Below are 26,073 nucleotides of genomic sequence, written 5' to 3'. Positions count from 1 at the left end.
TAATACAATTCAGCCGTGCAGATTTGCAAGACACCTTGGGGAGGAGTTTCACAGTGATGCCGCAACCCCTGAAGCGGGGCGCGCTACTGGCCGTCGATCAGTGCCCGCCTGTGAACAGCCATGTGCCGTGCGCCGGGTTCGACTTCGGCTCCACATTCAGCAACGGGCAACACGCACGCTTTCCAGGGCTCCAGCTCCATTCGCGCTGCCGGCGCGGCGCAGTTGCAATGGAGTGCAGACCAGCCAGGTTGCGCCGAAGAGCTGCCCACAATGCGGTACACATTGACCGCAATGCAATTCATCCCTACCGTATTGACATTGCAGGCTCTGGGAGGAGCCCCAACACCACCGAAGATCAACTGGCGGCGCTCCACCCGGCGCCGAGGAGTATCTGTATGACTGTCACCGTGCGCGGCATCGAGTTTGAAGCAAACCTCGACAACCCGATGGGTATCGAGTTCTACAATCTGTCCCATCGCTTCGGCTACCAGTGCCCGAACTGGCCCTATTTCCGCGACGTCCGCATTGAGCGCATGCACTACATGGCCAAGTCGGGCGTGCTGTCGCAGACCATCACGACGACCATGCATGTGACGACGCACATCGATGCGCCGGCGCATGTCGTGCAGGGCACGCCGTTCATCGACGAGGTGCCCTTGCCGCATTTCTTCGGAACCGGCATCGTCGTATCGATCCCCAAGAAAAAGTGGGAGCCGATCACCGGCGACGATCTCGAAAAGGCCTGTGGCAAGGCGATCCGCCAGGGCGACGTGCTGATCATCAACACCGGCTGGCACAAGGTCTACGAGGACGGCGACTACTTCGCCTATTGCCCCGGTCTGGTGCCATCGGCGGCCGACTGGATGATCGAAAAGGGCGTCAAGGTGGTCGGCCACGACACGCAGGCCAACGACCATCCGCTCGCCACCGCCATCGGCCCGCAACGCAACGGCCCGCTGCTGCCGCATCTTGCGGAAGAGTACAAGGAGTGGTCCGGCGGAGTGGACTGGAAGGACGCATTCCCCGAATGGGAGCCTGTCCACCAGAAGATCTTCAAGGCAGGCATACTCGGCATCGAAAACGTCGGCGGCGACATCGACGCCATCACGGGCAAGCGTTGCACCTTCGCCTTCTTCCCGATCAACTGGGATCGCGGCGACGGCTGCATCATCCGCCTCGTCGCGATGATCGACCGGGGTCAGCAGTATCGCATCGAGAATGGCGAGGCGTTCTGATGCTCGCCCGGCGCTTCTCCGACGCAAAGCCCTACGAGGCGCCCAACCACCGCGGCGTCGTCGGGCTGCGGCTGCAGGGTTTCGAGGATGGTGGTCCGACGAACCAGTGGGTTGGCCTGTCGCAGTTCCTCCCCGGCGGCGGCGCCGGGCCGGACTCCACGCCCTTCGAGAAGGTCTATGTCGTTCTCGACGGCGAGATGACCGTGCTCGTGGATGGCGTGGAGACCGTGCTCGGGCGCTACGATTCCTGCACCATCGCGCCTGGCGAAGTGCGCGAGATCATCAATCGGTCGAACCATTCCTGCACGATGCTTGTGGTGATTCCCTATCCGCCAGGAGCAGCCGCATGAGCGCGCTCGCAAACCCGCTGTCGCTGTTCGACATTGCCGGAAAGGTGGCGATCGTCACCGGTTCGTCAGGTGCCTTCGGGGCGGTCGCAGCTCAGGTGCTGGCCGGCGCGGGTGCGCGGCTGGCGCTGGTTGCCGGCAATGCAAAGGCCCTTGCCGAAACGGCGGATGCCTGCGGCAGCGCCGATATCCTGTCGATCAACACCCGCCCCTCGGATGAGGCTGCCTGCGAGAAGATCGTTGCAGACACCGTCGAGCGCTTCGGGCGCGTGGACATTCTGGTCGTGGCATCGGGCAAGAATGACGTGGCGAAAATCAACGATATGGCGCCGGCCCGCTTCTCCGACGTCATGGATGTCAATGTCACGCAGTCGTGGCTGATGGCGCGCGCCGCGACCAGACAGATGCTGGCGCAGGGCGACGGCGGCAAGATCGTGCTGATGTCCTCTGCGCGCGGACTGCTCGGACATCCTGCCGGCTACACCGCCTACTGCGCCTCAAAGGCCGCCATCGACGGAATCACCAGGGCGTTGGGCTGCGAACTCGGGCCGACCGGCATTACCGTCAACGCGATCGCCCCGACCGTCTTCCGCTCGCCGCTGACGTCGTGGATGTTCGAGGACAACGAGAACGCGCAGGCCACCCGCAAGGGGTTTATGGCCCGCCTGCCAAAGGGTCGGCTGGGTGAACCCGAAGACCTCGCAGGCCCGCTGCTGTTCCTCGTGTCGAAGGCCTCGGACTTCTACACCGGCCACATCCTCTACGCCGACGGCGGCTATACGGCTGGGTGACGATGACAGCGCGCGAAACCATAGCGATCGTGGGCGCCGGCCTCATGGGCCACGGCATCGCGCAGGTCTTCGCGCTCGCCGGCCGTCGGGTTCGGGTCTACGACGCGCAGCAGGCGGCGCTGGACAGCCTGCGCAGCCGCATCCGAGCCAATCTGCTCCAGCTCGATCTGCCGCCGGGTGCGGAAGGACTGGTCACCGGTCATGCAGACCTCGCTCAGGCGGTGGCCGACGCGGATGTGGTGATCGAAGCCGCGCCGGAACGCCTGGACCTGAAGCGCACGATCTTCAGGTCGCTCGTGGCGCTGTCGAAACCCGAAGCGCTGCTCGCGTCGAATACATCCGTCATCCCCATCGGCCAGATCGCAGACGGGCTGGACACGGCGCACCGCATCCTCGGCACGCACTGGTGGAACCCGCCCTTCCTCGTGCCGCTGGTCGAAGTCGTCGGAACTGATCGGACCACCGACAGCGCCGTCGATCGCATGATCGAACTGCTCAAGTCGGTCGGCAAGCAGCCGGTGCATGTCAGGAAGGACGTCCCGGGCTTTGTCGGCAACCGATTGCAGCATGCGCTGTGGCGCGAGGCGATCGCGATCGTTGCGGAGGGCATTGCGGATGCCGAGACGGTCGACACCGTGGTGAAGGCCAGCTTTGGCCGCCGCCTGGCCGTGCTCGGCCCCATCGAGAACGCCGATCTGGTCGGGACCGACCTGACTCTCGACATCCACAAAGTCGTGCTTCGCCATCTGAACCGCTCGCCGGAACCGTCGGCCTATCTCGAGCAACTAGTCGAGGACGGAAGGCTCGGCATGAAAAGTGGCGAGGGTTTCCGAAAATGGACGCCGGACGAGGCGGCCGCTCTACGCGCAAACGTGTTTGCGCATCTGAAGCAATCAGCATCGTGTCAGGGAGGATCGCATGCACACCTTGAAGAGAATAACGCCTAGAATCTCGCGGCGCCTATTCCTGGCGCCGCCGCGCTCGCCGCGCCTGCCGTGCTGCGGGTCAGCATCCTTCTCGTCGTAGAGGGTAGCCGAACTGCGCGAGCAACGCGTCGCGCCAAAGCTTGCGCAGACTCCACCAGCACGCCACCGAGGAATGGGCTACCTCGCCGAGTTCCTGCCCATCCTCCACCGCCAGATTTCGGGCGACACTTCGTTCTGAGCATATGCAAAACAATCTCTGGGAGGAGACCATGACGGATCGTAGCAGAGCAGACAGCACCATCAGCCGGCGCAGCTTCGTGCTGCTGACCGGCGCAGCGCTGGCGACGCCGGCTATCCTGCGGGGCACACGTGCCTATGCGCAGGCGCCGACCCTCAAGATCGGACATGTCAGCCCGCGCACCGGTCCGCTCGCTGGCTTTGCCGAGGCCGACGAGCATATCCTCTCCGGTATCGCGAAGGCGTTCGGCGGTGGCATCGAGAACAACGGCAAGGCGTGGACGATCGAGATTGTTTCCAAAGACAGTCAGTCCAATCCGAACCGCGCCGCGGAAGTGGCATCCGAACTCATCCTCAACGACGAGGTCGACATCATCGTCGCCGCATCGACGCCGGACACGGTTAACCCGGTCTCGGATCAGGCCGAGGTGAACGGCACGCCCTGCATCACCACGGATTGCCCATGGCAGCCCTACTTCTTCGGGCGCAACGGCGTGCCGGACAAGGGTTTTGAATCGACCTACCACTTCTTCTGGGGGTTGGAGGACGTCATCGCCTCCTTCCTGGCGCTGTGGAACCACGATGGCGTGGCGAAGAGCGTCGGCGGTCTGTTTCCCAACGACGCCGACGGCAATGCCTGGGGCGACGCCGAGCGTGGCTTCCCCAAGCCGCTGGCGCAGGCCGGCTTTGTGCTCACCGATCCCGGTCGCTACCAGCCGCTCAGCGACAACTTCACCGCCCAGATTTCCGCCTTCAAGGCAGCAGGCGCGGAGATCGTGACCGGCAACATGATCCCGCCGGATTTTGCCAATTTCTGGAGCCAGGCCGGTCAGCAAGGGTTCAAACCGAAGATCGTCACCATCGGCAAGGCGCTGCTGTTCCCGTCGGTCATCGCCTCGCTCGGCGACCGGGGCGTCGGCCTGACCTCGGAGATATGGTGGACGCCGAACCATCCCTTCAAGTCGAGCCTGACGGGCGAGAGCGCGCGCCAGCTTGCGGAAGGCTATTCCTCGGCGACCGGGCGGCCGTGGACACAGCCGATCGGTTTCAAGCATGCGCTGTTCGAAGTCGTCGCCGATGTCGTGAAGCGCGCGGCAGATCTCGAGGATTCAGAAGCTCTAGTCGAAGCCATTCGCGCCACGTCGGTCGACACGATCGTCGGGTCGGTCGACTGGTCGAAGGGTCCGGTGAAGAACGTCACCAAGACCCCGCTCGTTGCCGGCCAGTGGCAGAAGCAGGGCGACAAGGTTGACCTCGTGGTCACGACCAACGCCAATGCGCCGCAGATTCCGGTCGGCGGTGAGCTGCAACTGTTATCCTGACAAGGGACGAGGCGCGGGCACGGCCTGCGCCCCACCATCAGCCAAAAGGACATTCGTCATTGTCGATTCTCGCTACTGAAGGTTTAAGCAAGCGCTACGGCGCGTTGCAGGTGATCGACACGGTATCGCTGTCGCTCGCGCGTGGCGACGCTCTGGGGATCATCGGCCCGAACGGCGCCGGCAAGACGACGCTGTTCAACTTGATTGCCGGCACGGTGAAGACCGACGCAGGCAGCATCCGCTTCGATGGCACGGACGTCACAGGCATGTCGGCGCGGGCGCGCTGCCATCGCGGCATCGCGCGATCGTTCCAGATTCCGCACCCGTTCACGGGCATGACAACCTACGAGAACGTGCTCGTTGGAGCGGCATTCGGGCGCGGCGCTTCCGAACGAGCAAGCGAGGCCCGCGCCGTGGAGGTGCTGGAGTTAGCCGGCCTGAAGCGCAAGGCCAACACGCTGGCCGGCGACCTGACCCTGCTCGAGCGCAAGCGGCTGGAAATGGCGCGGGCTCTGGCGAGCGATCCGAGCCTGTTGCTGCTCGACGAGATTGCCGGCGGACTGACGGAACCCGAATGCGTCGATCTGGTCGCCACCATCAATGGCGTCCGCGCGTCCGGCGTCTCCATCATCTGGATCGAACATGTGGTGCATGCGCTGCTTGCGGTGGTGGACCGCATCGCCGTTGTCGATTTCGGCCGGAAGATCGCCGAGGGCGAGCCACGTTCAGTGATGGCCAGCCCTCAGGTCGCCGAGATCTACATGGGCATCGACGGCGACGCGGCCCATGTCTGAACCTCTGCTGTCCATCCGCGGCCTCAAGGCCGGCTATGGCGACTTCCAGGCGTTGTTTGGCATCGACCTCGATGTTCCGGCGGGTGAGACGCTGGCCCTGATCGGAGCAAACGGCGCCGGCAAGTCGACCTTGCTGCGCACGGTCACCGGGCTGGTTCCATGCAGGCCGGAAATGGTGTGCTTCGACGGCCGTGCGATCGGCGGTATGCGGCCGGACCGGATCGCAGCGCTGGGCATAGGTCTCGTGCCCGAAGGCCGCCGCCTGTTCCGATCGCTCAGCGTCGAGGAAAACCTCGTAATCGGCGGCGAGCGTGCACTCGCCGGTCCGTGGTCGCTGGAACGGGTCTACAGCCTGTTTCCGATCCTGCGCGAGAAGCGAAGGAATCCGGGCATGGCCCTTTCCGGCGGTCAGCAGCAGATGGTGGCGATCGGCCGGGCCCTGATGGCCAATCCAAGACTGATCCTGTTCGACGAGATCTCGCTCGGGCTCGCACCTGTCGTCATTCGCGACATCTACGCTGCGCTACCCCCTATCTTGGCGACCGGTGTGTCGGTCGTTCTCGTCGAGCAGGACGTGACGCGTGCGCTATCGGTCGCCCAACGCTTCGCCTGCATCCAGGAAGGCCGCGTCTCTCTCGCCGGCAAACCGGGCGAGCACGATCGCGCGGCGATCACCGCGGCCTATTTCGGCACCGATGTGAAACCGGGTGCGCACTGATGGAGTGGGTCAACGCCATCGTGCAGGGCATTCTGATCGGTGGGCTGTACGCGCTGTTCGCCGCCGGACTGTCGCTGATCTTCGGCGTCATGCGGCTGGTCAACATCGCGCATGGCGACATGATCGTCGCCGCAGCCTACGTCGCGCTCGTCGTCGTTCAGGCAACGGGCCTGCATCCGCTCGCCTCGGCATTCATCGTCGTGCCGTTGATGGCCGCGCTCGGCTATGCCATGCAGCGGCTGCTCCTCAATCCCACGATCGGCAAGGACCTGCTGTCGCCGCTGCTGGTCACCTTCGGCATTTCGGTCATCCTGCAGAACGGACTGCTCGTTGCCTTCACCGCCGACAGCCACCGGCTGGCGGCGGGCAGCATCGAGACGGCCAACATCCAGGTCGCACCCGGCTTGGCGCTGGGCGTGCTGCCGCTCGTCATGTTCGCAGCCTCGGTGCTGATCATCTTCGGGCTGGAACTCATCTTCTATCGCACCTCCCTGGGGCGCGCTTTCCGGGCCACGTCGGACGACCCCGAGATCGCGCAGTTGATGAAGCTCGACCGCAACCACGTTTTCGGCATGGCGATGGCGCTCTCGGCGGCAATCGTCGCCATCGCCGGCATTTTCCTTGCCATACGAACCAATTTCGACCCGTCTGCCGGACCTGCACGTCTGATCTTCGGCTTCGAAGCGGTCATCATCGGCGGGCTGGGCAATCTGTGGGGCACGCTGGCCGGCGGGATCGTGCTCGGCGTGGCGCAGGCCATCGGGGCTCAGATTTCTCCCGGCTGGCAGATCCTCGCCGGCCATCTCGTCTTCTTCCTGGTCTTGGCCGTGCGGCCGCGCGGCCTGTTTCCGAGGATGGACTGATGGCCGTATCCTTCGCGATCCAGCGCTCGACCCGACTGAGCCGCGTCACCGCGATCGTCGCGCTCCTGCTGCTGGCCGGGCTCATTGCCGCGCCGTGGTGGGCCGGCCGCGCCAACGTGAGGCTGCTGGGCGAGGTCTATTCCTTCGTCGCGCTGGCGACACTGTGGAACCTGATGGCCGGCTATGCCGGCCTCGTCTCCGTCGGCCAGCAGGCCTATGTCGGCTTCGGCGGCTACATGTTGTTCGCACTCGCCATGTTCCTCGGGGTCCATCCCCTCGCGGCCATCGCGATTGCCGGCGTTGCAGGCGCCATTATTGCCCTGCCCATCGCGCCGCTGCTGTTTCGGCTGCAGGGCGCCTACTTCGCCATTGGCACCTGGGTTCTGGCGGAGGTCTTCCGTTTGTCCTTCGCGCAGGTTTCTTCGCTCGGCGGAGGCTCGGGCACCAGCCTGCCCGCGGCGATCGTCGTCGGCATCGCCTCCGACCGCGCATTGCGCGAGGCGGCGATCTATTGGACTGCGCTGACCATTGCCGTCGCCTCGATCGCCTTCGTCGTCCTGCTGCTCCGGTCGCGCATGGGTCTGGCACTGACCGCGCTGCGCGACAGCGAGGTTGCATCCGAAAGCCTCGGCATCGACATCTGGCGCACCAAGCTCGTCGTCTACGTCGCCGTCGCCGGCTTCACGTCGATGACCGGCGCGTTCATCTTCCTGCAGAAGCTGCGCATTTCGCCGGACGCCGCGTTCAGCGTCAACGACTGGACCGCCTACGTCATTTTCATCGCGGTCATCGGCGGCATCGGCACCATCGAAGGTCCGATCATAGGCACCGTCCTGTTTTTCCTGCTGCGCGAGACGCTCGCCGATCTCGGCACGACCTATCTGATCGTGTTGGGCGCCGTGGCCATCCTCGTCATGCTGCGGGCGCCGAAGGGCCTGTGGGGCTATTTCGCTGAGCGTACCGGCATCACCCTGGTGCCCGTGCGCCGGCGTGTCGTCTTCCCCGAATGAAAATCGAGAGAGAAATGGCCGACCTGTCCAAGAAAGTCATCATCACCTGCGCCGTCACCGGCGGCATCCATACGCCGACCATGTCCGATGCGCTGCCGATCACGCCCGACGAGATCGCCCGCCAGTCGATAGAGGCCGCCGAGGCTGGCGCTTCGATCCTGCACCTTCACGCACGCGACCCGAAGGACGGGCGGCCGACGCCCGACCCGGCCGTATTCATGCAGTTCCTGCCACGCATCAAGCAGGCGACCGACGCCGTCATCAACGTGACCACCGGTGGCGGTCTAAACATGACAGTCGAACAACGGCTCGCCGCGCCTCTCATCGCGAAGCCCGAGATGTGCTCGCTCAATATGGGCTCGATGAACTTCGGCATCTATCCGCTCGCCGACCGTTACTCTTCGTGGAAGCACGAATGGGAGGAGCCCTATTTACGTGGCACCGACGACTTCATCTTCCGCAACACGTTCCGCGACATCGAGCGCATCCTGATGCTCCTCGGCGAGGTGCACGGCACACGTTTTGAGCACGAATGCTACGATGTCGGTCACCTCTACAACCTCGCCCATTTCGTGGACCGGGGCCTCGTCAAGCCGCCCTTCTTCGTCCAGATGATCTTCGGCATCCTCGGTGGAATTGGGCCGGATATGGAGAACCTGACCTTCATGAAGCAGAAGGCAGACAAGCTGTTCGGCTCCGACTACCGCTGGTCGGTGCTGGCGGCCGGTCGTTTTCAGATGCCTTTCGCCACGCAGGCCGCCATGCTCGGCGGGTCGGTGCGCGTGGGTCTGGAGGACTCGCTCCATATTGGCCGCGGCAGGCTGGCCTCGTCCAATGCCGAACAGGTGCGCAAGATCAGAACCATCCTCACTGAACTCGGGCACGAGATCGCAACCCCCGCCGAGGCGCGGCAAATGCTGGGGCTGAAAGGCGGCGACATGGTCGGGTTCTGATCTACCGGGCAGGCGGATACGCGGCAGGCCGTGTAATGGCCGTGATCCGATGTGGCGAGCGCCTCGCGTTCGTTGATTGGCCAATCTTAGGACGCAACGCCACGGGAACGATTCGACGAAAATGGAAGGTCCCGCCGCGGCGTATGACGTTGTGGAGACGCGCGGACATCAGCGGTCTCCCAACGGACGTTTGTAGCAGCCATTGTAGCAACGGCCCAGAATACGCTGAATGACAACGAAAAAATCGTTGAAAAACAGCGTGTTATTGTTTTGGTGGCTGGGGCGCCTGGATTCGAACCAGGGAATGGCGGTACCAAAAACCGCTGCCTTACCACTTGGCTACGCCCCAATGCAGTGCAAGCTGGGCGGCCTTATAACAGCGTCCCCGAAAAGCACAATCGCGCTGGACGGGGCATTGCCCAGTTTCGAACAGCCCGCGCGTCCGAACAGTCCTGTGGTGTCACGTGCCCCAGACCGCCAGCTCGTTGCCAGCGGGATCGAGGAAATGGAATCGCCTGCCGCCTGGAAAGGAGAAGATCGGCTTGACGATCCTGCCGCCGGCCGACTCCACCTCCGCCAGCGTCGCTTCGATATCCTCCGAATAGAGGACGGGCAGGGGCTTGGGCGCGCTTTCCGACGCATCCGACTGGAAGCCGCCTTCAAGCCCTTCGTCGAAGGCCGAATAGGTCGGCCCGTAGTCGGTGAAGGTCCAGCCGAAGGCGGCGCTGTAGAAAGCCTTGACGCTGTCGAGCGTCCCGCCGGTCGCCGGCATTTCGAGATAGTCGAGTTTGCCTGTCTGCTTCATCGCATCGCCTTCGTTCACTGTATGTTCTAGAAGATATGGCAAGATCACGCAAGCCTTCTGACCGTTGGAAATTTTTGATGCTGTTTGCCGCCGGCCTAATCGATTGTATTCTTGAGCATAATTGCTTTTCGCAGTGCAGCATTCTATCGCTCGCCCGAGGAACGGGTTTGCCGGCTTTGGCGCTGGCTCTTTGAGTTTCAGTGTCGTTTCGATTTCGACGTCGCCGGGAGCGCCACATCGAGGTCAAGCGAACGCCGAAATCACGACACGAGGGACGAGCATGACAAAGTGGGTCTACACTTTCGGCGACGGAGCGGCCGAGGGCCATGCCGGCGACCGCAACATGCTCGGCGGCAAGGGCGCAAACCTGGCGGAGATGTGCCGCCTTGGGCTGCCCGTCCCGCCCGGCTTCACCATCACCACCGAGTTCTGCAACTGGCACTACGCCAACGGCCGCACATATCCCGAGCGGCTCAAGGAGCAGGTCACGGCGGCGCTCGACCATGTTGCCGGTTTGACCGGCCGGCGGCTCGGCGACCCGCAAAAACTGCTTCTCGTTTCCGTCCGGTCCGGTGCGCGCGCGTCGATGCCGGGCATGATGGACACCGTGCTCAACCTCGGCCTCAACGACCAGACGGTCGAGGCCCTAGCTGCCGATTCCGGTGATGCCCGCTTCGCCTATGACAGCTACCGGCGTTTCATCCAGATGTATTCCGACGTGGTTCTGGGGCTGGATCACGAGGTTTTCGAGGAAATCCTCGAAGACGAAAAGGCCCAACGCGGGCACGATCTCGACACCGCGCTTTCCGCCGACGACTGGCGCGCGGTGATCGGGCTGTACAAGGCAAAGGTCGAGGAGGAACTCGGCAAGCCGTTCCCGCAGGATCCCGAGGAACAGCTTTGGGGCGCCATTGGCGCGGTGTTTTCGAGCTGGATGAACCCGCGCGCCGTCACCTACCGCCGGCTGCACGACATCCCGGAAAGCTGGGGCACGGCCGTTAACGTGCAAGCCATGGTGTTCGGCAACATGGGCGAGACGTCGGCCACCGGCGTCGCCTTCACGCGCAATCCGTCGACGGGCGAGAAGGCGCTGTATGGCGAGTTCCTGGTGAATGCCCAGGGCGAGGACGTGGTCGCCGGCATCCGCACGCCGCAGAACATCACCGAGACGGCGCGTATCGAGGCTGGCTCCGACAAGCCGTCGCTGCAGAAGATCATGCCGGACGCCTTTGCGTCCTTCGTCGCGATCTCGGACAAGCTCGAGAAACACTACCGCGACATGCAGGACCTCGAATTCACCATCGAGCGCGGCAAGCTGTGGATGCTGCAGACGCGTTCGGGCAAGCGCACCGCCAAAGCCGCGCTGAGGATCGCCGTCGACATGGCCGAAGAAGGGCTGATCGCGCGCAAGGAGGCCGTCGCCCGCGTCGATCCGGCTTCACTCGACCAGTTGCTGCACCCCACCATCGATCCCAAGGCCGCGCGTGACGTTTTCGCCATCGGGCTGCCGGCGTCGCCGGGAGCGGCTACCGGCGAGATCGTGTTCTCCTCGCATGACGCCGAGGAGATGAAGGCGATCGGCAAGAAGGTGATCCTTGTCCGTGTCGAGACAAGCCCGGAGGACATCCACGGCATGCATGCGGCCGAGGGCATCCTGACCACGCGCGGCGGCATGACGAGCCATGCGGCCGTCGTTGCCCGCGGCATGGGCAAGCCCTGCGTCTCGGGGGCCGGCTCGCTGCGCGTCGATTATCGGGCAGGCACGCTGATGGCGATGGGCGTAACCTTCCGCAAGGGAGACATTATCACGATCGACGGCGGCAACGGCCAAGTCTTGAAGGGCGCCGTGCCGATGCTGCAGCCGGAATTGTCGGGCGATTTCGCAGCGGTGATGGAGTGGGCGGACAGCATCCGCCGCATGAAGGTGCGCACCAATGCCGAAACGCCGGCCGATGCGCGCATGGCGCGCTCCTTCGGCGCGGAGGGCATCGGGCTTTGCCGCACCGAGCACATGTTCTTCGAAGGCGACCGCATCGTCGCCATGCGCGAGATGATCCTGGCGGATACGGAACAGGACCGGCGGGCGGCGTTGGGCAAGCTCTTGCCGATGCAGCGCTCGGATTTCATCGAACTGTTCGAGATCATGGCCGGCCTGCCGGTCACCATCCGGCTTCTCGACCCGCCGCTGCACGAATTCCTGCCTAAATCCGACAAGGAGATCGACGAGGTCGCGGCGGTCATGAATGTCAGTGCCGACAGGCTGCGCCAGCGGACCGAGGCGCTGCACGAGTTCAATCCCATGCTCGGGCATCGGGGCTGCCGTCTTGCCATCTCCTATCCCGAGATCGCGGAGATGCAGGCGCGCGCGATCTTCGAAGCGGCCGTCGAGGCCGGGCGGAAGACGGGCCGGCCGGTGGTGCCGGAGATCATGGTGCCGCTGGTCGGGTTGAAGAAGGAATTCGACTTCGTCAAGGCGCGCATCGACGCGGTGGCCAGGAGCGTGATGGAGGAAAGCGGCGTCGGCATCGACTACCTGACCGGTACGATGATCGAGCTGCCGCGCGCCGCCGTCCGCGCGCATGTCATCGCCGAGACCGCCGAGTTCTTCTCCTTCGGCACCAACGACCTCACCCAGACGGCATTCGGCATCTCGCGCGACGATGCCGCGACATTCCTGGAAACCTATCGCCAGAAGGGAATCGTCGAGCGCGATCCTTTCGTCACGCTCGACATCGAAGGCGTCGGCGAACTGGTGAAGATGGCCGCCGAGAAGGGCAGGGGGACGAGGCCCGACATCAAGCTCGGCATATGCGGCGAGCACGGCGGCGATCCCGCTTCGATACGTTTCTGCGAGGAAGTCGGGCTCGATTACGTTTCGTGCTCGCCCTATCGGGTGCCGATCGCTCGTCTGGCCGCCGCGCAGGCGGCGGTGGCGCAGGCCGAAACCGCAGAGGCCGGCTGACGCAGCAACCGGCCCCATTGCAGGGGACTACAGGTCGGCGGCGAGCGCTGCGGACCTGATGTTTGCTTCTATCCTGACCTTGTCCGGATAGAAGGCGCCGTGGCCCCTGATCTGCATCATTTCGTCATAGGGACGTTCATAGGCCCACATCACGTCGTTGACAGCTTCGCCGACCGCGCTGGCGTTCCAGTATGAGGCATTGCCCTTGTAGGGACAGTGGGTGGAGGTGTCGCTGCTCGTCAGGAACTCGAAATAGATGTCCTTGAACGGGATGTAGAACACCGGCGGGTAATCCGCTTCGCGAAGAACGAGCGCCTCGTTCGTCGACGCCAGGATGGCGTCCGAAAAAGCGACCGTCACCGCGCCATCGAACGGCTCCACGGTTATCCGGCGGGAAGGGTTTCGCTGAAATCCGGGGGCGAGGTTCGCCGCTATGTTCATGGCCGTACTCCCTTGATCGGCCACAAGGTGAGGCGGCCGATCGGGTTCCGTCAACTGTCAACGCCAACCGGCCAGTTCAGGCAGCCGCTTTCAGCACGTCCATGAGCCCGGCATATGATTCCGCGATCCGCGCCAATGGGCTGCTGCTGTGCGACGTCGTCTCGACCTTGAGCTGGCCGCCATGGGTCGGCAGCGTGAGCAGCAGGAACTGGCGGCCTTCGCCGAGGCCGACAGCCGCAGCGGCGGCGTGATGGGCGTCGCTGTCGGCGCCGACCTTCATCTTGAACAGAAGCGTGCCGCCGACCGCTTCCAGCGCGCCGCGAACGACCTCCTCGAAATCATCGTCGGAAACCTCGCGCGCCGCGGAGGGGGCCAAAAGCTCGGTATTGGGCGCGGCAAGCAATATCGGAGCCTGCGCGACCGGTTCCGGATGGCGATCCACTGGATTCTGGGTGTCCATGCGCAACCTCTTTGGTTCTTCGCAATACGCAACCCCGCCACGGCCGAGAGTCTACAGTCACGATGGCCGCAATGTGGCGAAGACGGCTGCCGCAAGGAGAGCGGGCCACATGCCTGTGGACGGCGGACGTCGATTGCTTTGGCGTTTCCCCTTCAACCCGAGGGGAAAAGGCTCTAAGTAGCTCGCCGCGGACGGTAACGGGCGGCAACCACGGCATGGACGAATATCTGGAACGGCGTGTTTCGAACGCCACCGTGTGGTCGCGCCGGCTGGCTGTCTTTGCCGCTGTGCTGTTCCTGACCGCCGGAACAGGGCATCGCATCGGTTTCCTGAGCACCCCGGACTTCATTCCTGTCCTGGGTGTCGTGGCAGCGGTGGCGCTTTTGGCGCTTCTGTTTGCGGTCCGGGCCCTGTTTTTGTTCTGGCACTATGGGGGCAAGGGCGGCGGCAGCCTGCTTTTTGCGATTCTGGTGGCGTTGCTGGTGCTGACGCCGTTCGGCATCACGGCGTATCGTGGAGTTACGCTGCCGATCCTCAACGATGTTTCGACCGATACGGACGATCCGCCAGAGCTTTCCATCGCGGCGGAGCGGCGCACTCCCGACATGAACCGCGTCGAGCCGTTCACGCCCGAACGGCGCAAGCTGCAGCAGGACAGCTATCCCGCTGCGACCGGACGGCGCTACGAGGCGCCGATGACGCAAGTCGCCGAAGTGGTGCAGGACGTGCTCGACAATCGCGGCTGGCTGATCGTCAGTTCCACCGAGCTTCCGCCCGATGCTACCGAAATCACCATCGAAGCGCAGGCGAGTTCGTTCCTGCTGGGGTTTCCGGCCGACATTGCCATACGCCTGATCGACGAGGACACCTCGACCTATGTGGATATGCGTTCGGTCTCGCGGTACGGGCGACACGATTTCGGCGACAACGCGGCGCGCATCGCGTCTTTCCTGGCGGAGCTCGACATCGAGATTGCCTATCTAACCGTCATTGCGCCAGTCGAGCCCGCCGAGCCGGCGCCGAAGCCCGTCGAGCCGGAAGCGCCGCCGGCAGAACCGTTGGAACCCGCCGAGCCGCTAGACCGGTCGGAAGATCCCCCCGATTGATGGCGCGCCATCCGTTTCGACGAGTTTGCGGTCCACCAGGTCCTCAAGGTGCGCGAGCACCGAAAGCCCTGCGGCCCCATGCATCCTGGGGTCGGTGTCGCGATATATGGCCTTGACCAGCTGATCGATCGACCAGTCTCCCTGGCGCAGCCGCGCGACGATAGCCCGCTCGCGCGCCAGTCGATGCTCTTTCAGGCCGCGCAGATAGTCGCGCGGATTTCTCACCGGGCCGCCGTGACCCGGAAGCAGTTGCTCGTCATTGCGCTCGATCAGTCTGTCGAGCGAAGCCATATAGTCGGACATCGAGCCGTCCGGCGGCGCGACAATCGTGGTTGACCAGGCCATGACGTGATCGGCCGAAAAAAGAAGCCCGGCGCCTTCGAGGGCGAACGCGGCATGATTGGCGGCATGGCCGGGCGTCAGGACCGTGCGAAGCGCCCACCCCTCGCCAGCGAGAAGGTCGCCGTCTGCCAAGGTTACATCCGGCATGAAAGCGGTATCCGAACCGTTGTCGAGAGGCGTACCGGTCGGCGGGTTTCTGGCGGCGCGGTGCGGCCCCTGGGCATATGTCCGCGCGCCGGTGACACTGCTCAGCCGCGCGGCGAGCGGTGAGTGGTCGCGGTGCGTGTGGCTGACGAGGATATGGTTGACGGGTCGGCCGCCGATCGCGCGGATCAGCGCATCGAGATGTTCGTCGTTTTCCGGTCCGGGATCGATCACCGCCAGTTCGTTCTCGCCGACGAGATAGCTGTTGGTGCCGTGGAACGTGAAAGGGCCAGGATTTCGTGCGGTCAGCCGGGAAACGCCCGGAAACACTTTGACCGGCTCGCCGTAGGCAGGCTCGAAGCTGAGGTCGAAATCCAAGGCCATAAAGATCGCACCTGAAGCCGAAGCAAACGGCTGAAACCGATTGCCGCTTATCACGGAAGCAAATATACGGAAACCAGAGGGTCGAGTGTCGGCCGATTTCGAATGAACGGAAAAATCATGGCAATTGCAGTCACCGCTCGTCCGCTTGTCGATCTTGCTCTGCCTGAGAAGGGCGCGGCGCGCCTGGGCGCGCAGATATTTCTGGCCGTGCTTGGCACGCTGCTGCTGACGCTTTCGGCCAAGACCAAAGTCGTGTTCGGGCCGGTCGACATGTCGCTGCAGACGCTCGTCGTGCTGCTGATCGCGGCGGGCTTCGGCTTCAGGCTCGGCGTTGCGACCCTCCTCCTCTATCTGGCGGAGGGCGCGATGGGCTTCCCCGTGTTCCAGAGCACGCCGGAGAAGGGCATCGGAATCGCCTATATGCTAGGTGCGACCGGCGGTTACCTTGCCGGTTTCGTTGTGATGGCTGCGATCGTCGGCTGGGCGGCGGATCGTGGATTCGACCGCAACCCGATCAAATTGTTCGGCGTGATGCTGGCGGCCGACGCGATCATGCTGGCCATGGGTTTTGCGTGGCTGGCGACCCTGATCGGCGCCGACAAGGCGTGGACGTTCGGCGTCGTTCCGTTCGTCGTGCCCGACCTGATCAAGGTTGCCTTGGCCGCGGCACTGGTTCCGGCCGTGTGGTCGCTGCTGCCCAAGCGGGGTTGAGCAGCGCAAGCGCGGGCGGTTCCGGACCAAACGGTTCGCGTCATTGACCGTCATGGTCAAAGCCGATAAGCCGGGCCGGGAAGCGGGGGCTCCTTGCAGGTCGTGTTGGCGCGAATGCCGTCCAATTTGTTGCCTGAGCGTTCCCTTCCTCCCCCATCGTCATTCCCGCAATTGAAGTCGGCCACACGATGAAGGGGATCATTCTGGCGGGGGGGAGCGGAACCCGGCTTTACCCGCTTACCCTGGCGGTGTCGAAGCAGATCCTGCCGATCTACGACAAGCCGATGATCTACTATCCGCTGAGCGTGCTGATGCTGGCGGGTATCAGGGACATTCTCATTATCTCCACGCCGCGCGATCTGCCGGCATTCCGCGATCTGCTTGGCGACGGGTCAGAGTTCGGCCTCCGTCTTTCCTATGCCGAGCAGGCCGAGCCGAGAGGCCTCGCCGAGGCCTTCATCATCGGCAGGGAATTCATCGGCGACAGCAACGTCGCCATGATCCTCGGCGACAACATATTCTTCGGAGAAGGCCTGTCGCGAATCTGCCAGCAGGCGGCCGCAAGCAAGAGCGGCGCGTCGGTTTTCGCCTATCAGGTCGACCACCCCCAGCGATACGGCGTCGTCAGCTTCGACCGCAGCACCGGTCGGGCGCTGAACATCGAGGAGAAGCCGATCGAGCCAAAGTCGAACTGGGCGGTGACGGGCCTCTATTTCTACGATAACGACGTCGTCGACATCGCTGCGTCCACGACCCCCTCGGCGCGAGGCGAGTTGGAGATCACGGCCGTCAACAACGCCTACCTCGAACGCGGCGATCTTCAGGTCCACAGGCTGGGCCGCGGCTTTGCCTGGCTCGATACGGGCACGCATGACAGCCTCCATGACGCTTCTTCCTTCGTCCGGACCATCGAAAACCGGCAAGGCATAAAGATCGCGTGCCCGGAGGAGATCGGGGTGGAGATGGGGTGGTTGGAACCAGAGCGCGTCATGGAGCGCGCCGACCGGCTGGGCAGCAATGAATATGCGCAATACCTCAGGCGGCGCATGACCGAGTTGACGCAGCAAGATGATTGAGGTGAGGCAACTCGCACTGCCTGGCGTTTACGAGATAGTGCCCGCTCGATCCGAGGACCATCGCGGCTTCTTCTCGGAGACCTACAGCGCGGCGCGGTTGGCCGAGAAGGGGATCGACCTCGCTTTCGTCCAGGACAATCATTCGCTGTCAAAGGCGGCCGGCGTTCTCCGCGGGCTTCACTATCAACTTCCGCCCTTTGCGCAGGACAAGCTGGTCAGGGTCGTGCGCGGCACGATCCTTGATGTGGCGGTCGACATCCGCAGGAATTCCCCGACATTCGGCGCTTGGCTGGGGCTGGAGGTGTCGGCGGAGAAATGGAACCAGATACTGGTCCCCAAGGGTTTTGCGCACGGCTTCGTGACGCTCGTCCCCGATACTGAAGTCCTCTACAAGGTGAGCGAGCGTTATGCGCCGGAGCACGAGAGATCGATAAGGTTCGACGATCCGGCGATCGGCATCGATTGGCTGATACCCGCATCTGGCGTCACGCTGTCCGACAAGGACCGCAATGCGCCGCTGCTCGCCGATGCCGACGTTTTCGAATAGGTTGCAATCGGCTTGCCTATAGGGGGTTTTACGCGGCCACCAAGAGCGGCAGAGGACGGATGAACATTCTGGTCACCGGAGGGGCAGGTTTCATCGGGTCGGCGGTCTGCCGCCTGCTTTCCAGCAACCCCGGCCATCGCGTCGTCAATGTCGACAAGCTGACCTATGCCGGCAACCTCGAATCGCTTCGCCAGATCGAAAATTACCCCAACTACAGTTTCGCAAAGGCAGACATCTGCGAGGCTTCGACTGTTGCCGACCTGCTGCGCCGGCACGAGATCGACGTCATCATGCATCTGGCCGCCGAAAGCCATGTCGACCGCTCCATCGACGGTCCGTCCGCATTCATCGAAACGAACATCGTCGGCACGTTTCGTCTGCTCACTGCCGCCCTCGGCTACTGGCGGGGCCTCTCGGGCGACAAGAAACCCGGATTTCGCTTCCATCACGTCTCGACCGACGAGGTCTTTGGCGACCTGCCGTTCGACGAGGGGATATTCACCGAGGACACGCCCTATGCGCCGTCCTCGCCCTATTCGGCATCCAAGGCCGCGTCGGACCATCTTGTCCGCGCATGGCACGAGACCTACGGCCTGCCTGTCGTCGTCTCCAACTGTTCCAACAATTACGGCCCATTCCATTTTCCCGAGAAGCTGATCCCGCTGGCGATCCTCAACGCACTTCACGACAAGCCGATACCGGTCTACGGCACCGGCGCCAATGTGCGCGACTGGCTCTTCGTCGAAGATCACGCGCGCGCACTGGAACTGGTTGCGACCAAGGGCTTGCCCGGCCAGAGCTACAATGTCGGCGGCAACTCGGAGCGAAGCAATCTGGTGGTCGTCGAAACGATCTGCGACGTGCTCGACCGGATGAAGCCGCGTGCCGGCGGCAGTTACCGCGATCTCATTACCTTCGTTTCCGACCGCCCCGGCCACGACCGCCGCTACGCGATCGACGCCTCGAAAATCCGCCGCGAGCTCGGCTGGCAGCCTGCCGAGACCTTCGAGAGCGGCCTCGCCAGGACGGTGCGCTGGTATCTCGACAACGACTGGTGGTGGAAGCCCATCCGCGATGGCAGATATGCAGGCGAACGCCTCGGCTCTGCCGTGACGGCGGCAACGTGAGAGTTCTGGTCATCGGCCGCGACGGACAGGTCGCGCGAAGCCTAGCGGACAGGGCGGCCGCTCATGCCGGGATCGAGGTCAAGCTGGCCGGACGGCCGCAGCTCGACTTGCTGGAACCGGGCACGGTGAGGGCGTCGATCCTGGCGGCAAGGCCCGACGTCGTCGTCTCGGCGGCGGCCTATACGGCGGTCGACCAGGCAGAAGACGAGCCGGACGTCGCCTTCGCGGTCAACGCGGCCGGGGCGCGAGCGGTAGCGCAAGCGGCGGCCGAGGTCGACGCCGCGATCATACATCTCTCCACCGACTATGTATTCTCCGGCGACGCCCCAGGCGAATATGCCGAGAGCGACGCCACCGATCCGCGAAACGTCTATGGCCTGAGCAAGCTCGAGGGCGAGAAGGCGGTCGCGGCAGCCAACCCGCGCCACGTCATCCTGCGCACCGCCTGGGTCTACAGCCCGTACGGGCGGAATTTCGTGAAGACCATGCTGGCGCTGGCCAAGGAGCGCGATCGCGTCCGCGTCGTAGCAGATCAATGGGGCAACCCGACCTCGGCGGCGGACATCGCGGAAGGCGTGCTGCGGATCGCGCAAACCGTCGCCGCCGACCGGCAGGCAAGCCGCCATGGAATCTTCAACCTCGCCGGGCAGGGCGCCACCAGCTGGGCCGGCTTCGCCAGGCATGTGTTCGCGACAAGCGCCAGGCTCGGCGGACCCTCGGCGCAGGTCGAGGAGATAGCGACCGCGGACTACCCGACCAAGGCGCGCCGGCCGCTGAATTCGCGCCTGTCGTGCCAGAAGCTCCTCGACGTTTACGGCTGGCGCCCGCCCGCATGGCGGGAATCCTGCTGGAGCGCGGTGGCGCGGCTCGTCGGCGGCAACTGATGTTTTCGATTGCCGAGGAATGCATCCTTGTCGCCAAGCGACGGAGCGGGAGCGCCGCTACAGGTCAAGCCACGGATGCCTGGAGACCATCTGCATCCTCACGCTTTCATCTGCTCTCGCAGTGTCGGTGCGCAGCATCGAGCTTGAATGAACTCGGTAACGGCACAGGATTTCCGGAACGAACACCGCTTCCAGCCCTGCATCGATCAGCTTGCACCAAAAGTCATAGTCTTCCCAGCCATCCATGGGCGTATAGCCACCAACCTGCTTCCAGGAAGCCTTGGAGACCATGGCCATGGCGTCGACATAGTTTCCGCGCCTGAATTTCTGCTGGCTCCAGAAGTCCGCATAACCCAGGCGCTTCTCCTCGCCAAAAAATTCGAGCTGGGAATACGCAGCGCTATTGCCGGCCTGGATCATTCCCAGCAATCGGCTGAGCGCACGCGGGTAGATCTGGTTGTCCGCGTCGAGCACGAAGACCGGGTCCGATCGCGAAAGGGTAAAGGCAGTGTTTCGAGCCTGGGCGAGCCCTTGGTTTCGCGCGTGACGAACGAGCAAGGCTCGTGCGAATCGGTGACCGTTTGCGCTCAGCCACTCTTGCGCTGCACGAAGCGAGTCGTCCTGATCGGAGGCGTCGTCGACGATTATCAGGTCGATATGTTGATGCAGCTGCTGTGAGACGGTGTCGAGGCATTTGCCGAGGAACCTCTCGTAGTTGAAAAGGCTGACTGCGACCGTGACGAGGTCGGGCGCCGTCGCAGCATCGCGAACGCTCTCGAAAATCACATCCAGCACGACAGCGCCGTCGATCTGTATCAGTCCGGTCATTTCATCCAACCCATAACCTGGCCTATCAAAGTCGCGGCTCCCGCCGCGGGGTCGCGGACGCCGACGGGCTGGGACAGCAGGTTGGCGACATTGCTCCTGATCTCCTTGGCCTTCGACCGCCCATCGGGGCTTTTGAGCAGCCAATCGATCACGTTGGGAATTTGCCGAACGTTCTCCTCGACATAGTGAATGCCCGGCTTCCATGTCGGATGAGGAAGACACGGATCGGTCACGACGACGGCGCCCGACGCCATCCCGTGATGCACCATCCGATGCCATTCGAAATAAGGAAAATCATCGCGGTGGATGTTCAAGCTGATCCTGGAACGGCTGGAAACGAAGCCGGCGATCCGCGTGAGCGGCTCTTCTTGCGACCGCTCCAACATCGGTCCACGGGCCTGGCCTCGGCAGTATATATAGGTCGAATACTGTGAAAAGGGTTCCGCATAACGAGCAAGCGCAACATGTCTGCGGGGCGATTCGTTCCCGAAAAAGCAGATGTCGATCGGGCGCGTATCCCAGTTCGCGCTCTCCTGTTCGGATTTGTGTGTCTGCAGGACCCGGATCAGAGGATGCTCCCAATCGGTATCTCGCAGCCAGACGGCCCTCGGTTTGGTGGAGGGCTCCCAATGCATGGATGGTATCCCTGCTTCCCGGAACACGGACGCATTTTGCGGTGACAGGTCGAAGACACCACGAGCGGCCAGGATTGCAGGCATCGTGGTGGCGAACCAATGCGTTTGCGCTTGCTCGGTATTGAAGAGGAATGCGCTGCGGAAAACGTCGGGCCTAAGCCACTCCCTGCCACGTCCCAGGCTGAAGAATTCGTGAGGCGCGACGAAGAGTCTCGCTCCGCCAATATCCTCTATCCGATCCTGCTCGTTCCCAATGCTAGCATTGATGCCCACCTGCCGGAGGTCCCCGGCCAGGGCCTCGGCGATCTCGGCCATGTACCGGTTCCCAAGGGAACTGACGTACAGCCTGACGGGCTTCTGCTGAAGTGCGCTCGATGGAGGGTGGCCTTGCTTGAATTCGACAGCTGTTGGCACAGGCGCCCTAGCCAGGACGCGCGCAATGGTCTGAGGTTTGAACACCCTGCGATTCTCGGACATGCCGTATCGAAGTGCATGATCGGATGCCCGCATTCCTGACACGGCAACGTCCGGATGCTGCTCGAAATAGTCTTTCTGGGAAAAGAAGCGCAGTCTTTGCAGCCGAAGATCGGCGGTCTCGAACAGCGCGGCACCGAAAGCGGGCAAGAACGAATTGGGGTGAGCTTGCCGGCGCAAATGCGGGCTGAGGAGCTTCTTCGCCCTACGATCTAGAAACTGGCGAAAACCGATAGACGGACCGCGTTGGGGACGCGGTCGCCGACCGGTTTGCGCCGGCTCGAGATGCGCTCCCCCCGGGCTGAGTTCCGCGTCGAGAACTCCCGTGTCTTCCCCAGCCGGTTCGATTGCCGAGGGATCGTCGATAAATCTCAACTGCGGGAAGCGCTCCTGCAAGGAATGCCGAAACACAGCTTCGCTCTTGAAATAGGCATTCGGGAGCAGGTGAACCTGCTTTTGCAGCAGTGCACCCAAAATCGCCAGATGCATTCGATCCGTCTGAACCAGGGCATAGCGCGCCAAATACGCAGCGAGGCTCTTGGTGACGTACATCGAAAATCTTCCGGATCCCCACAAATCGCCGTTCCATGACAGCGACAAGTCGATGTTGTCCGGTCCCACCGGGATGGTTTTGGCGGATTCGCCGTCCTTGCGAAGCGCCCTCAGCGTTCCCGAACCCGGCTGGAAGAATTCGCTGAAGTGATCATCGGATAGAAAGAGAGCCATGTCCTGAGACAGGAATGTGCGCTCTTTGCTGGCTCCATTGGCCAATGCGAGGTCGTACGAAACCGGTTCCCGGCAAAACACCGTCAGATTTGTGTGCGTTTGCGCCAGGACGTCGGCGAAGCCGACGATGGTATGGGGAAGCAGTACAACGCGTTCGACGTGAGAGTGGCGACGTATGATATCCGCCATTTGATTGTAGCGACCCTCGACGAGATTCCCGCCTCCGCCCGCCAGCACAAGATCGGCGCCGACTGTCTCTTCCTGTCTGTGCGGGGTCACCGAGATGTTGTATCTGCGAAACATCTCGTAAGTAGCGTAGGCGATCACTCCGTCGCCCGCATTGCCGGGATTGGGAAAGAAGTCGACGTGTCGTCCGCTGATCGAACGCAGGAACTGCAGAAAGGCATCCTCTTGGGTCATTTCAATCGGCTCTGGTATCAAGTTTCGACCGTCCGGCTTGATATCGATCAAGCAGACCTCGGCGACGGGCTTCTGAGCCCATAGAATTGAGATTAGATGTACTTATCGGGTAGGGGCCGCGGATGCACGGGCGCCATTCGTAGGTTTCTTCTTCGTCCCCTCCCGAAACAGGCCCATGCAGGTATGACGATATCCGAACGCCACAAACGACAAAAGCCCCCCACCGGCCCGCAAGTCCTTTCGGGGATGCACGGACGACATTGAATATAGGCGCGTTTGCCGCGGTCATGCGCTAGACTATCCAGGATCGTGAACTTGGTCGGAGGACGAACAACTTGGCGTTGCGTTCACAGCCACGGATGGCGGGCAGGCCAGGGGCGGGCACAATAGCCAAAGGCCGCCCAAGGTCCGTCGGCGAAGAAGTTCCGGATGGTCGCGATTTGATTCGGGGGCGGCCAGTGTCGGCGTCCGACGTTGTGGTCGTCATCCCCTTTTACGACGGATCGAAATTCATCCGCCGGGCTGTCGAGAGCGTTCTGTCGCAAACGATGCCCCCGGCGGAATTTGTCGTCGTCAATGACGGTTCGAAGCCGGAGGAGGCGGCTTTCCTGCAGGCGCTCGCCGAAGAGATGCATTTCAAGGTGCTGGACAAGGACAATGGCGGCCAGGGGTCGGCTCGCAACGCCGGCGTCGCCGCCACGTCTTCGCCCTACGTCTGTTTCCTCGACCAGGACGACCTCTTTCTGCCGGACCACATAGAAGTGCTCCGCAAGGCGGTTTCACCGGACAGCAGATTCGGATGGGCCTATGCCGACCTCATCGAGGCCGACGGCGACGCGCAGGTCGTACGTACGGCGACGGTCAAGGCATACACCATGCATCCAAAAGCGGATGTCTTCAGGCTGATCAGGGAGGATATGTTCGTCCTCCCTTCCGCGTCGATCATCTCCCGCCCGGCTTTCGAGGCCGTGGAGGGCTTCGATCCGCAGTTCATGGGATATGAGGATGACGACCTGTTCCTGAGGATGTTCCGGGCCGGCTACACGAACATATTCGTGGACCGTCCGGTGACGATCTGGTGCATGCATTCGGCGAGCACCTCATTCAGCATACGCATGAGCCGCAGCCGCTTTCGCTACTTCAAGAAGCTCCTTCAAACGTTCCCGAACGACCCGCCCCGCAACCGGTTCGTGCTGCGCGATCAGCTTATTCCCCGCTTCCACAGGGCGTTCATTGGCGAGGCGTTCCAGGCCATCTGCCGGCCTCGCACGGCGCGCGGGACCGTGTTTGGCCCTCATCTGGACGAGCTGTTGAAGATTGCGAGGGACTATCGCGACATCGTCGTTGGCGACCCGTTCGTCTGCCGGCGCCGCAAATGGATCGTCCGGCTTCAGGCCTCGATCCTTGCCACCAAGTCTCCCGTTCTGTGCGAAGCAGCGCTGCTTCTGGCGAGACTGACGCGCCGTTCCTTGTGACTTGCGGTCATATCGCCTCCAGAGACCTTATCCTGCCATGCTCCAGGGTCATCACCCTGTTGCAGACCTTTTTGATCAGCGCGTCGTTGTGGGAGGCGAGCACGATGATGCCTGCCTTGTCGATCATCGCATCGAGACGGGCTTTCGCCTTCTCCTGAAAATCCTTGTCGCCGGCGCCGATCCATTCGTCCATGAGCAGGATTTCGGGATGAAAGCTCGTCGCGATGGCAAAGGCCAGGCGCGCCGACATGCCCTGGGAATAGGTGTTCAACGGCATGTCGATGAAGTCGCCGAGTTCGCTGAAGGCGATGATGTCCTCCATGCGGTCCTCGATTTCCGCGGGGCTCCAGCCGTTGATCAGTCCCCTGACAACGATGTTCCTGCGCCCGCTCGCAAGGTTGCGAAAACCGAGCCCGATGTTGAACAGCGCGTCGACCCTGCCTTTTTTCTCGATCGAGCCCGAAGTCGGCTCGTAGATTCCATAGAGGACCTTGAGCAGCGTCGTCTTGCCTGCACCGTTGGTGCCCACCAGGCCGAGGCGGTCGCCCGGCTTCAGCTTGAAGCTGATGCCGTCGAGCGCGGTGACATGGCGCGCGCCTTGCCCCGGCGCCGAGAAAAGGCCGCCTACCCGGGTGACGCCTTGGGTCCTCAACCTGACGTGCCTGGGCACGGGGTATCTGAGGCCGATATTATGGGCGCGGATAAAAACCATGGCGGGAACTCAAGCAGGATTCCCCCGCCCCAGAAAGGGGGCAGGGCGTCGGGACGGATAGAATCGCGCAAGCGTCAACGCAGACCGCCTCCCGCCAGTGTCATGAGCAGGATCTTCATATCCATTCCGAGCGAGCGGTTTTTGAGATATTCCGCGTCCTTTCCGGCGCATTTTTCCGGATCCGACATGTCGATGCCCTCGACCTGGGCAAGCCCGGTCATGCCGGGCTTCAGCGCGTAGACGCCGAGGTCGCGGCGCCGCTCGATCAGTGCCTTCTGTGTGGGCAGGCAGGGTCTCGGCCCGACCAGGCTCATCTCGCCCCTCAGCACGTTCCAGAGTTGCGGCAGCTCGTCGAGCTTCATCCCTCGCAGGATGCGGCCGGCCGGCGTCACCGCATGTTCGCCAATCTCGTGCGTGGGCAGCGACCTGGTGCCCCGGTACATGGTCCTGAGCTTGAGGCAGCGGAAACGCGCTTCGTTCTTTCCGATCCTTTCCTGCGCGAAGATCGCAGGCCCCGGCGAGGTCAGCCTGATCCAGGCCGCCGCCGCAAGGACGACGGGGCCGGCAAGCAGCGCGAGCGGGAGCGCCAAGGCCAGATCGAGGACGCGCTTCACGGGA

Annotated in this window: 26 protein-coding genes and 1 tRNA gene; 18 read left to right on the top strand and 9 right to left on the bottom strand. The window is 63.1% G+C overall.

The annotated features are described in order from the left end of the window. Positions 1-395: 395 nt before the first annotated feature. From ABLE71_RS00615 to ABLE71_RS00570, 10 genes are all read left to right on the top strand, one after another. The gene (locus ABLE71_RS00615) at positions 396-1,235 is read left to right on the top strand and encodes a cyclase family protein (RefSeq protein ID WP_348781450.1); all 840 of its coding nucleotides are present in this window, start codon (positions 396-398) and stop codon (positions 1,233-1,235) included. Then, positions 1,235-1,585, top strand: coding sequence for a cupin domain-containing protein (locus ABLE71_RS00610; protein ID WP_348781449.1), 351 nt, complete (start codon positions 1,235-1,237; stop codon positions 1,583-1,585). The genes ABLE71_RS00615 and ABLE71_RS00610 overlap by 1 nt, the downstream gene beginning before the upstream one ends. Beyond that, complete coding sequence (locus tag ABLE71_RS00605; protein ID WP_348781448.1) at positions 1,582-2,373, top strand: SDR family oxidoreductase; 792 nt, start codon at positions 1,582-1,584, stop codon at positions 2,371-2,373. Before ABLE71_RS00610 ends, ABLE71_RS00605 begins: the two co-directional genes overlap by 4 nt. A 2-nt stretch (positions 2,374-2,375) precedes the next feature. Beyond that, positions 2,376-3,320: a 3-hydroxyacyl-CoA dehydrogenase family protein gene (locus ABLE71_RS00600; protein ID WP_348781447.1), complete on the top strand. Its 945-nt coding sequence runs from the start codon at positions 2,376-2,378 to the stop codon at positions 3,318-3,320. Positions 3,321-3,568: 248 nt separating this feature from the next. Next, positions 3,569-4,858, top strand: coding sequence for an ABC transporter substrate-binding protein (locus ABLE71_RS00595; protein WP_348781446.1), 1,290 nt, complete (start codon positions 3,569-3,571; stop codon positions 4,856-4,858). A gap of 59 nt (positions 4,859-4,917) precedes the next feature. Continuing rightward, positions 4,918-5,652: an ABC transporter ATP-binding protein gene (locus tag ABLE71_RS00590; protein WP_348781445.1), complete on the top strand. Its 735-nt coding sequence runs from the start codon at positions 4,918-4,920 to the stop codon at positions 5,650-5,652. Continuing rightward, positions 5,645-6,370, top strand: coding sequence for an ABC transporter ATP-binding protein (locus ABLE71_RS00585; RefSeq protein ID WP_348781444.1), 726 nt, complete (start codon positions 5,645-5,647; stop codon positions 6,368-6,370). The genes ABLE71_RS00590 and ABLE71_RS00585 overlap by 8 nt, the downstream gene beginning before the upstream one ends. Continuing rightward, the gene (locus ABLE71_RS00580; RefSeq protein WP_348781443.1) at positions 6,370-7,233 is read left to right on the top strand and encodes a branched-chain amino acid ABC transporter permease; all 864 of its coding nucleotides are present in this window, start codon (positions 6,370-6,372) and stop codon (positions 7,231-7,233) included. Before ABLE71_RS00585 ends, ABLE71_RS00580 begins: the two co-directional genes overlap by 1 nt. Beyond that, positions 7,233-8,243, top strand: a complete 1,011-nt coding sequence (locus tag ABLE71_RS00575) for a branched-chain amino acid ABC transporter permease (protein WP_348781442.1) — start codon at positions 7,233-7,235, stop codon at positions 8,241-8,243. The genes ABLE71_RS00580 and ABLE71_RS00575 overlap by 1 nt, the downstream gene beginning before the upstream one ends. Positions 8,244-8,257: 14 nt before the next feature. Continuing rightward, entirely contained in the window at positions 8,258-9,196 is a 939-nt protein-coding gene (locus ABLE71_RS00570) for a 3-keto-5-aminohexanoate cleavage protein (protein ID WP_348781441.1), read from the top strand. 274 nt (positions 9,197-9,470) lie between these two features. On the opposite strand, the gene ABLE71_RS00565 is transcribed toward ABLE71_RS00570, so the two are convergent. Further along, positions 9,471-9,545 (bottom strand) — tRNA-Gln (locus ABLE71_RS00565). A 111-nt stretch (positions 9,546-9,656) separates the two neighbouring features. After that, the gene (locus tag ABLE71_RS00560; protein ID WP_348781440.1) at positions 9,657-10,001 is read right to left on the bottom strand and encodes a VOC family protein; all 345 of its coding nucleotides are present in this window, start codon (positions 9,999-10,001) and stop codon (positions 9,657-9,659) included. A gap of 280 nt (positions 10,002-10,281) precedes the next feature. On the opposite strand from ABLE71_RS00560, the gene ppdK reads away from it, so the two are divergent. Then, on the top strand, positions 10,282-12,963 hold the full coding sequence (ppdK, locus tag ABLE71_RS00555) for a pyruvate, phosphate dikinase (protein ID WP_348781439.1): 2,682 nt from the start codon (positions 10,282-10,284) through the stop codon (positions 12,961-12,963). A 27-nt stretch (positions 12,964-12,990) separates the two neighbouring features. On the opposite strand, the gene ABLE71_RS00550 is transcribed toward ppdK, so the two are convergent. Both ABLE71_RS00550 and ABLE71_RS00545 read right to left on the bottom strand, forming a co-directional pair. Continuing rightward, entirely contained in the window at positions 12,991-13,404 is a 414-nt protein-coding gene (locus tag ABLE71_RS00550; protein WP_348781438.1) for a DUF427 domain-containing protein, read from the bottom strand. A gap of 76 nt (positions 13,405-13,480) precedes the next feature. Further along, positions 13,481-13,864, bottom strand: coding sequence for a hypothetical protein (locus ABLE71_RS00545; RefSeq protein WP_348781437.1), 384 nt, complete (start codon positions 13,862-13,864; stop codon positions 13,481-13,483). Between the two features lie 215 nt (positions 13,865-14,079). Here ABLE71_RS00545 and ABLE71_RS00540 point away from each other — a divergent pair, with 215 nt between their 5' ends. Then, entirely contained in the window at positions 14,080-14,970 is an 891-nt protein-coding gene (locus ABLE71_RS00540) for a DUF1499 domain-containing protein (protein WP_348781436.1), read from the top strand. Here the strand turns inward: ABLE71_RS00540 and ABLE71_RS00535 are convergent. Continuing rightward, complete coding sequence (locus ABLE71_RS00535) at positions 14,941-15,840, bottom strand: MBL fold metallo-hydrolase (RefSeq protein ID WP_348781435.1); 900 nt, start codon at positions 15,838-15,840, stop codon at positions 14,941-14,943. The two genes, ABLE71_RS00540 and ABLE71_RS00535, sit on opposite strands and share 30 nt — an antisense overlap. Positions 15,841-15,957: 117 nt before the next feature. On the opposite strand from ABLE71_RS00535, the gene ABLE71_RS00530 reads away from it, so the two are divergent. From ABLE71_RS00530 to rfbD, 5 genes are all read left to right on the top strand, one after another. Next, entirely contained in the window at positions 15,958-16,551 is a 594-nt protein-coding gene (locus tag ABLE71_RS00530; protein ID WP_348781434.1) for a biotin transporter BioY, read from the top strand. 188 nt (positions 16,552-16,739) lie between these two features. Continuing rightward, positions 16,740-17,627, top strand: a complete 888-nt coding sequence (gene rfbA, locus ABLE71_RS00525; protein WP_348781433.1) for a glucose-1-phosphate thymidylyltransferase RfbA — start codon at positions 16,740-16,742, stop codon at positions 17,625-17,627. Further along, a complete protein-coding gene (gene rfbC, locus ABLE71_RS00520; RefSeq protein WP_348781432.1) occupies positions 17,620-18,174 on the top strand; it encodes a dTDP-4-dehydrorhamnose 3,5-epimerase in 555 nt (184 codons plus the stop codon). The genes rfbA and rfbC overlap by 8 nt, the downstream gene beginning before the upstream one ends. 59 nt (positions 18,175-18,233) lie before the next feature. After that, positions 18,234-19,301, top strand: a complete 1,068-nt coding sequence (gene rfbB, locus ABLE71_RS00515; RefSeq protein ID WP_348781431.1) for a dTDP-glucose 4,6-dehydratase — start codon at positions 18,234-18,236, stop codon at positions 19,299-19,301. After that, the gene (gene rfbD, locus ABLE71_RS00510; RefSeq protein ID WP_348781430.1) at positions 19,298-20,185 is read left to right on the top strand and encodes a dTDP-4-dehydrorhamnose reductase; all 888 of its coding nucleotides are present in this window, start codon (positions 19,298-19,300) and stop codon (positions 20,183-20,185) included. Before rfbB ends, rfbD begins: the two co-directional genes overlap by 4 nt. A gap of 57 nt (positions 20,186-20,242) precedes the next feature. On the opposite strand, the gene ABLE71_RS00505 is transcribed toward rfbD, so the two are convergent. Together ABLE71_RS00505 and ABLE71_RS00500 are read right to left on the bottom strand one after the other, a co-directional pair. Beyond that, positions 20,243-21,013, bottom strand: a complete 771-nt coding sequence (locus tag ABLE71_RS00505; RefSeq protein ID WP_348781429.1) for a glycosyltransferase family 2 protein — start codon at positions 21,011-21,013, stop codon at positions 20,243-20,245. Then, positions 21,010-23,319, bottom strand: a complete 2,310-nt coding sequence (locus tag ABLE71_RS00500) for a polysaccharide pyruvyl transferase family protein (RefSeq protein ID WP_348781428.1) — start codon at positions 23,317-23,319, stop codon at positions 21,010-21,012. Before ABLE71_RS00500 ends, ABLE71_RS00505 begins: the two co-directional genes overlap by 4 nt. A gap of 407 nt (positions 23,320-23,726) precedes the next feature. On the opposite strand from ABLE71_RS00500, the gene ABLE71_RS00495 reads away from it, so the two are divergent. Then, positions 23,727-24,743, top strand: a complete 1,017-nt coding sequence (locus ABLE71_RS00495; RefSeq protein WP_348781427.1) for a glycosyltransferase family A protein — start codon at positions 23,727-23,729, stop codon at positions 24,741-24,743. Between the two features lie 7 nt (positions 24,744-24,750). Here ABLE71_RS00495 and ABLE71_RS00490 read toward each other — a convergent pair whose 3' ends face one another. After that, the gene (locus tag ABLE71_RS00490) at positions 24,751-25,455 is read right to left on the bottom strand and encodes an ABC transporter ATP-binding protein (protein ID WP_348781426.1); all 705 of its coding nucleotides are present in this window, start codon (positions 25,453-25,455) and stop codon (positions 24,751-24,753) included. A gap of 74 nt (positions 25,456-25,529) precedes the next feature. Next, entirely contained in the window at positions 25,530-26,069 is a 540-nt protein-coding gene (locus ABLE71_RS00485) for a sugar transferase (RefSeq protein WP_348781425.1), read from the bottom strand. Between the last annotated feature and the right edge of the window lie 4 nt (positions 26,070-26,073).

The sequence above is a fragment of the Mesorhizobium sp. KR9-304 genome (assembly GCF_040049215.1).
Classification (GTDB): domain Bacteria; phylum Pseudomonadota; class Alphaproteobacteria; order Rhizobiales; family Rhizobiaceae; genus Mesorhizobium_K.
This window is presented reverse-complemented; position numbering and strand designations above follow the sequence as displayed.

What these genes read in the sequence shown, in the direction of transcription:
- ABLE71_RS00560 (WP_348781440.1), bottom strand. Translation starts at nt 10,001, where the DNA reads ATGAAGCAGACAGGCAAACTCGACTATCTCGAAATGCCGGCGACCGGC.
- rfbC (WP_348781432.1), top strand. Translation starts at nt 17,620, where the DNA reads ATGATTGAGGTGAGGCAACTCGCACTGCCTGGCGTTTACGAGATAGTG.
- ABLE71_RS00580 (WP_348781443.1), top strand. Translation starts at nt 6,370, where the DNA reads ATGGAGTGGGTCAACGCCATCGTGCAGGGCATTCTGATCGGTGGGCTG.
- ABLE71_RS00585 (WP_348781444.1), top strand. Translation starts at nt 5,645, where the DNA reads ATGTCTGAACCTCTGCTGTCCATCCGCGGCCTCAAGGCCGGCTATGGC.
- ABLE71_RS00615 (WP_348781450.1), top strand. Translation starts at nt 396, where the DNA reads ATGACTGTCACCGTGCGCGGCATCGAGTTTGAAGCAAACCTCGACAAC.
- ABLE71_RS00545 (WP_348781437.1), bottom strand. Translation starts at nt 13,864, where the DNA reads ATGGACACCCAGAATCCAGTGGATCGCCATCCGGAACCGGTCGCGCAG.
- ABLE71_RS00530 (WP_348781434.1), top strand. Translation starts at nt 15,958, where the DNA reads ATGGCAATTGCAGTCACCGCTCGTCCGCTTGTCGATCTTGCTCTGCCT.
- ppdK (WP_348781439.1), top strand. Translation starts at nt 10,282, where the DNA reads ATGACAAAGTGGGTCTACACTTTCGGCGACGGAGCGGCCGAGGGCCAT.
- ABLE71_RS00600 (WP_348781447.1), top strand. Translation starts at nt 2,376, where the DNA reads ATGACAGCGCGCGAAACCATAGCGATCGTGGGCGCCGGCCTCATGGGC.
- ABLE71_RS00535 (WP_348781435.1), bottom strand. Translation starts at nt 15,840, where the DNA reads ATGGCCTTGGATTTCGACCTCAGCTTCGAGCCTGCCTACGGCGAGCCG.
- ABLE71_RS00570 (WP_348781441.1), top strand. Translation starts at nt 8,258, where the DNA reads ATGGCCGACCTGTCCAAGAAAGTCATCATCACCTGCGCCGTCACCGGC.
- ABLE71_RS00575 (WP_348781442.1), top strand. Translation starts at nt 7,233, where the DNA reads ATGGCCGTATCCTTCGCGATCCAGCGCTCGACCCGACTGAGCCGCGTC.
- ABLE71_RS00610 (WP_348781449.1), top strand. Translation starts at nt 1,235, where the DNA reads ATGCTCGCCCGGCGCTTCTCCGACGCAAAGCCCTACGAGGCGCCCAAC.
- ABLE71_RS00505 (WP_348781429.1), bottom strand. Translation starts at nt 21,013, where the DNA reads ATGACCGGACTGATACAGATCGACGGCGCTGTCGTGCTGGATGTGATT.
- rfbB (WP_348781431.1), top strand. Translation starts at nt 18,234, where the DNA reads ATGAACATTCTGGTCACCGGAGGGGCAGGTTTCATCGGGTCGGCGGTC.
- ABLE71_RS00490 (WP_348781426.1), bottom strand. Translation starts at nt 25,455, where the DNA reads ATGGTTTTTATCCGCGCCCATAATATCGGCCTCAGATACCCCGTGCCC.
- ABLE71_RS00605 (WP_348781448.1), top strand. Translation starts at nt 1,582, where the DNA reads ATGAGCGCGCTCGCAAACCCGCTGTCGCTGTTCGACATTGCCGGAAAG.
- ABLE71_RS00550 (WP_348781438.1), bottom strand. Translation starts at nt 13,404, where the DNA reads ATGAACATAGCGGCGAACCTCGCCCCCGGATTTCAGCGAAACCCTTCC.
- ABLE71_RS00595 (WP_348781446.1), top strand. Translation starts at nt 3,569, where the DNA reads ATGACGGATCGTAGCAGAGCAGACAGCACCATCAGCCGGCGCAGCTTC.
- rfbA (WP_348781433.1), top strand. Translation starts at nt 16,740, where the DNA reads ATGAAGGGGATCATTCTGGCGGGGGGGAGCGGAACCCGGCTTTACCCG.
- ABLE71_RS00540 (WP_348781436.1), top strand. Translation starts at nt 14,080, where the DNA reads ATGGACGAATATCTGGAACGGCGTGTTTCGAACGCCACCGTGTGGTCG.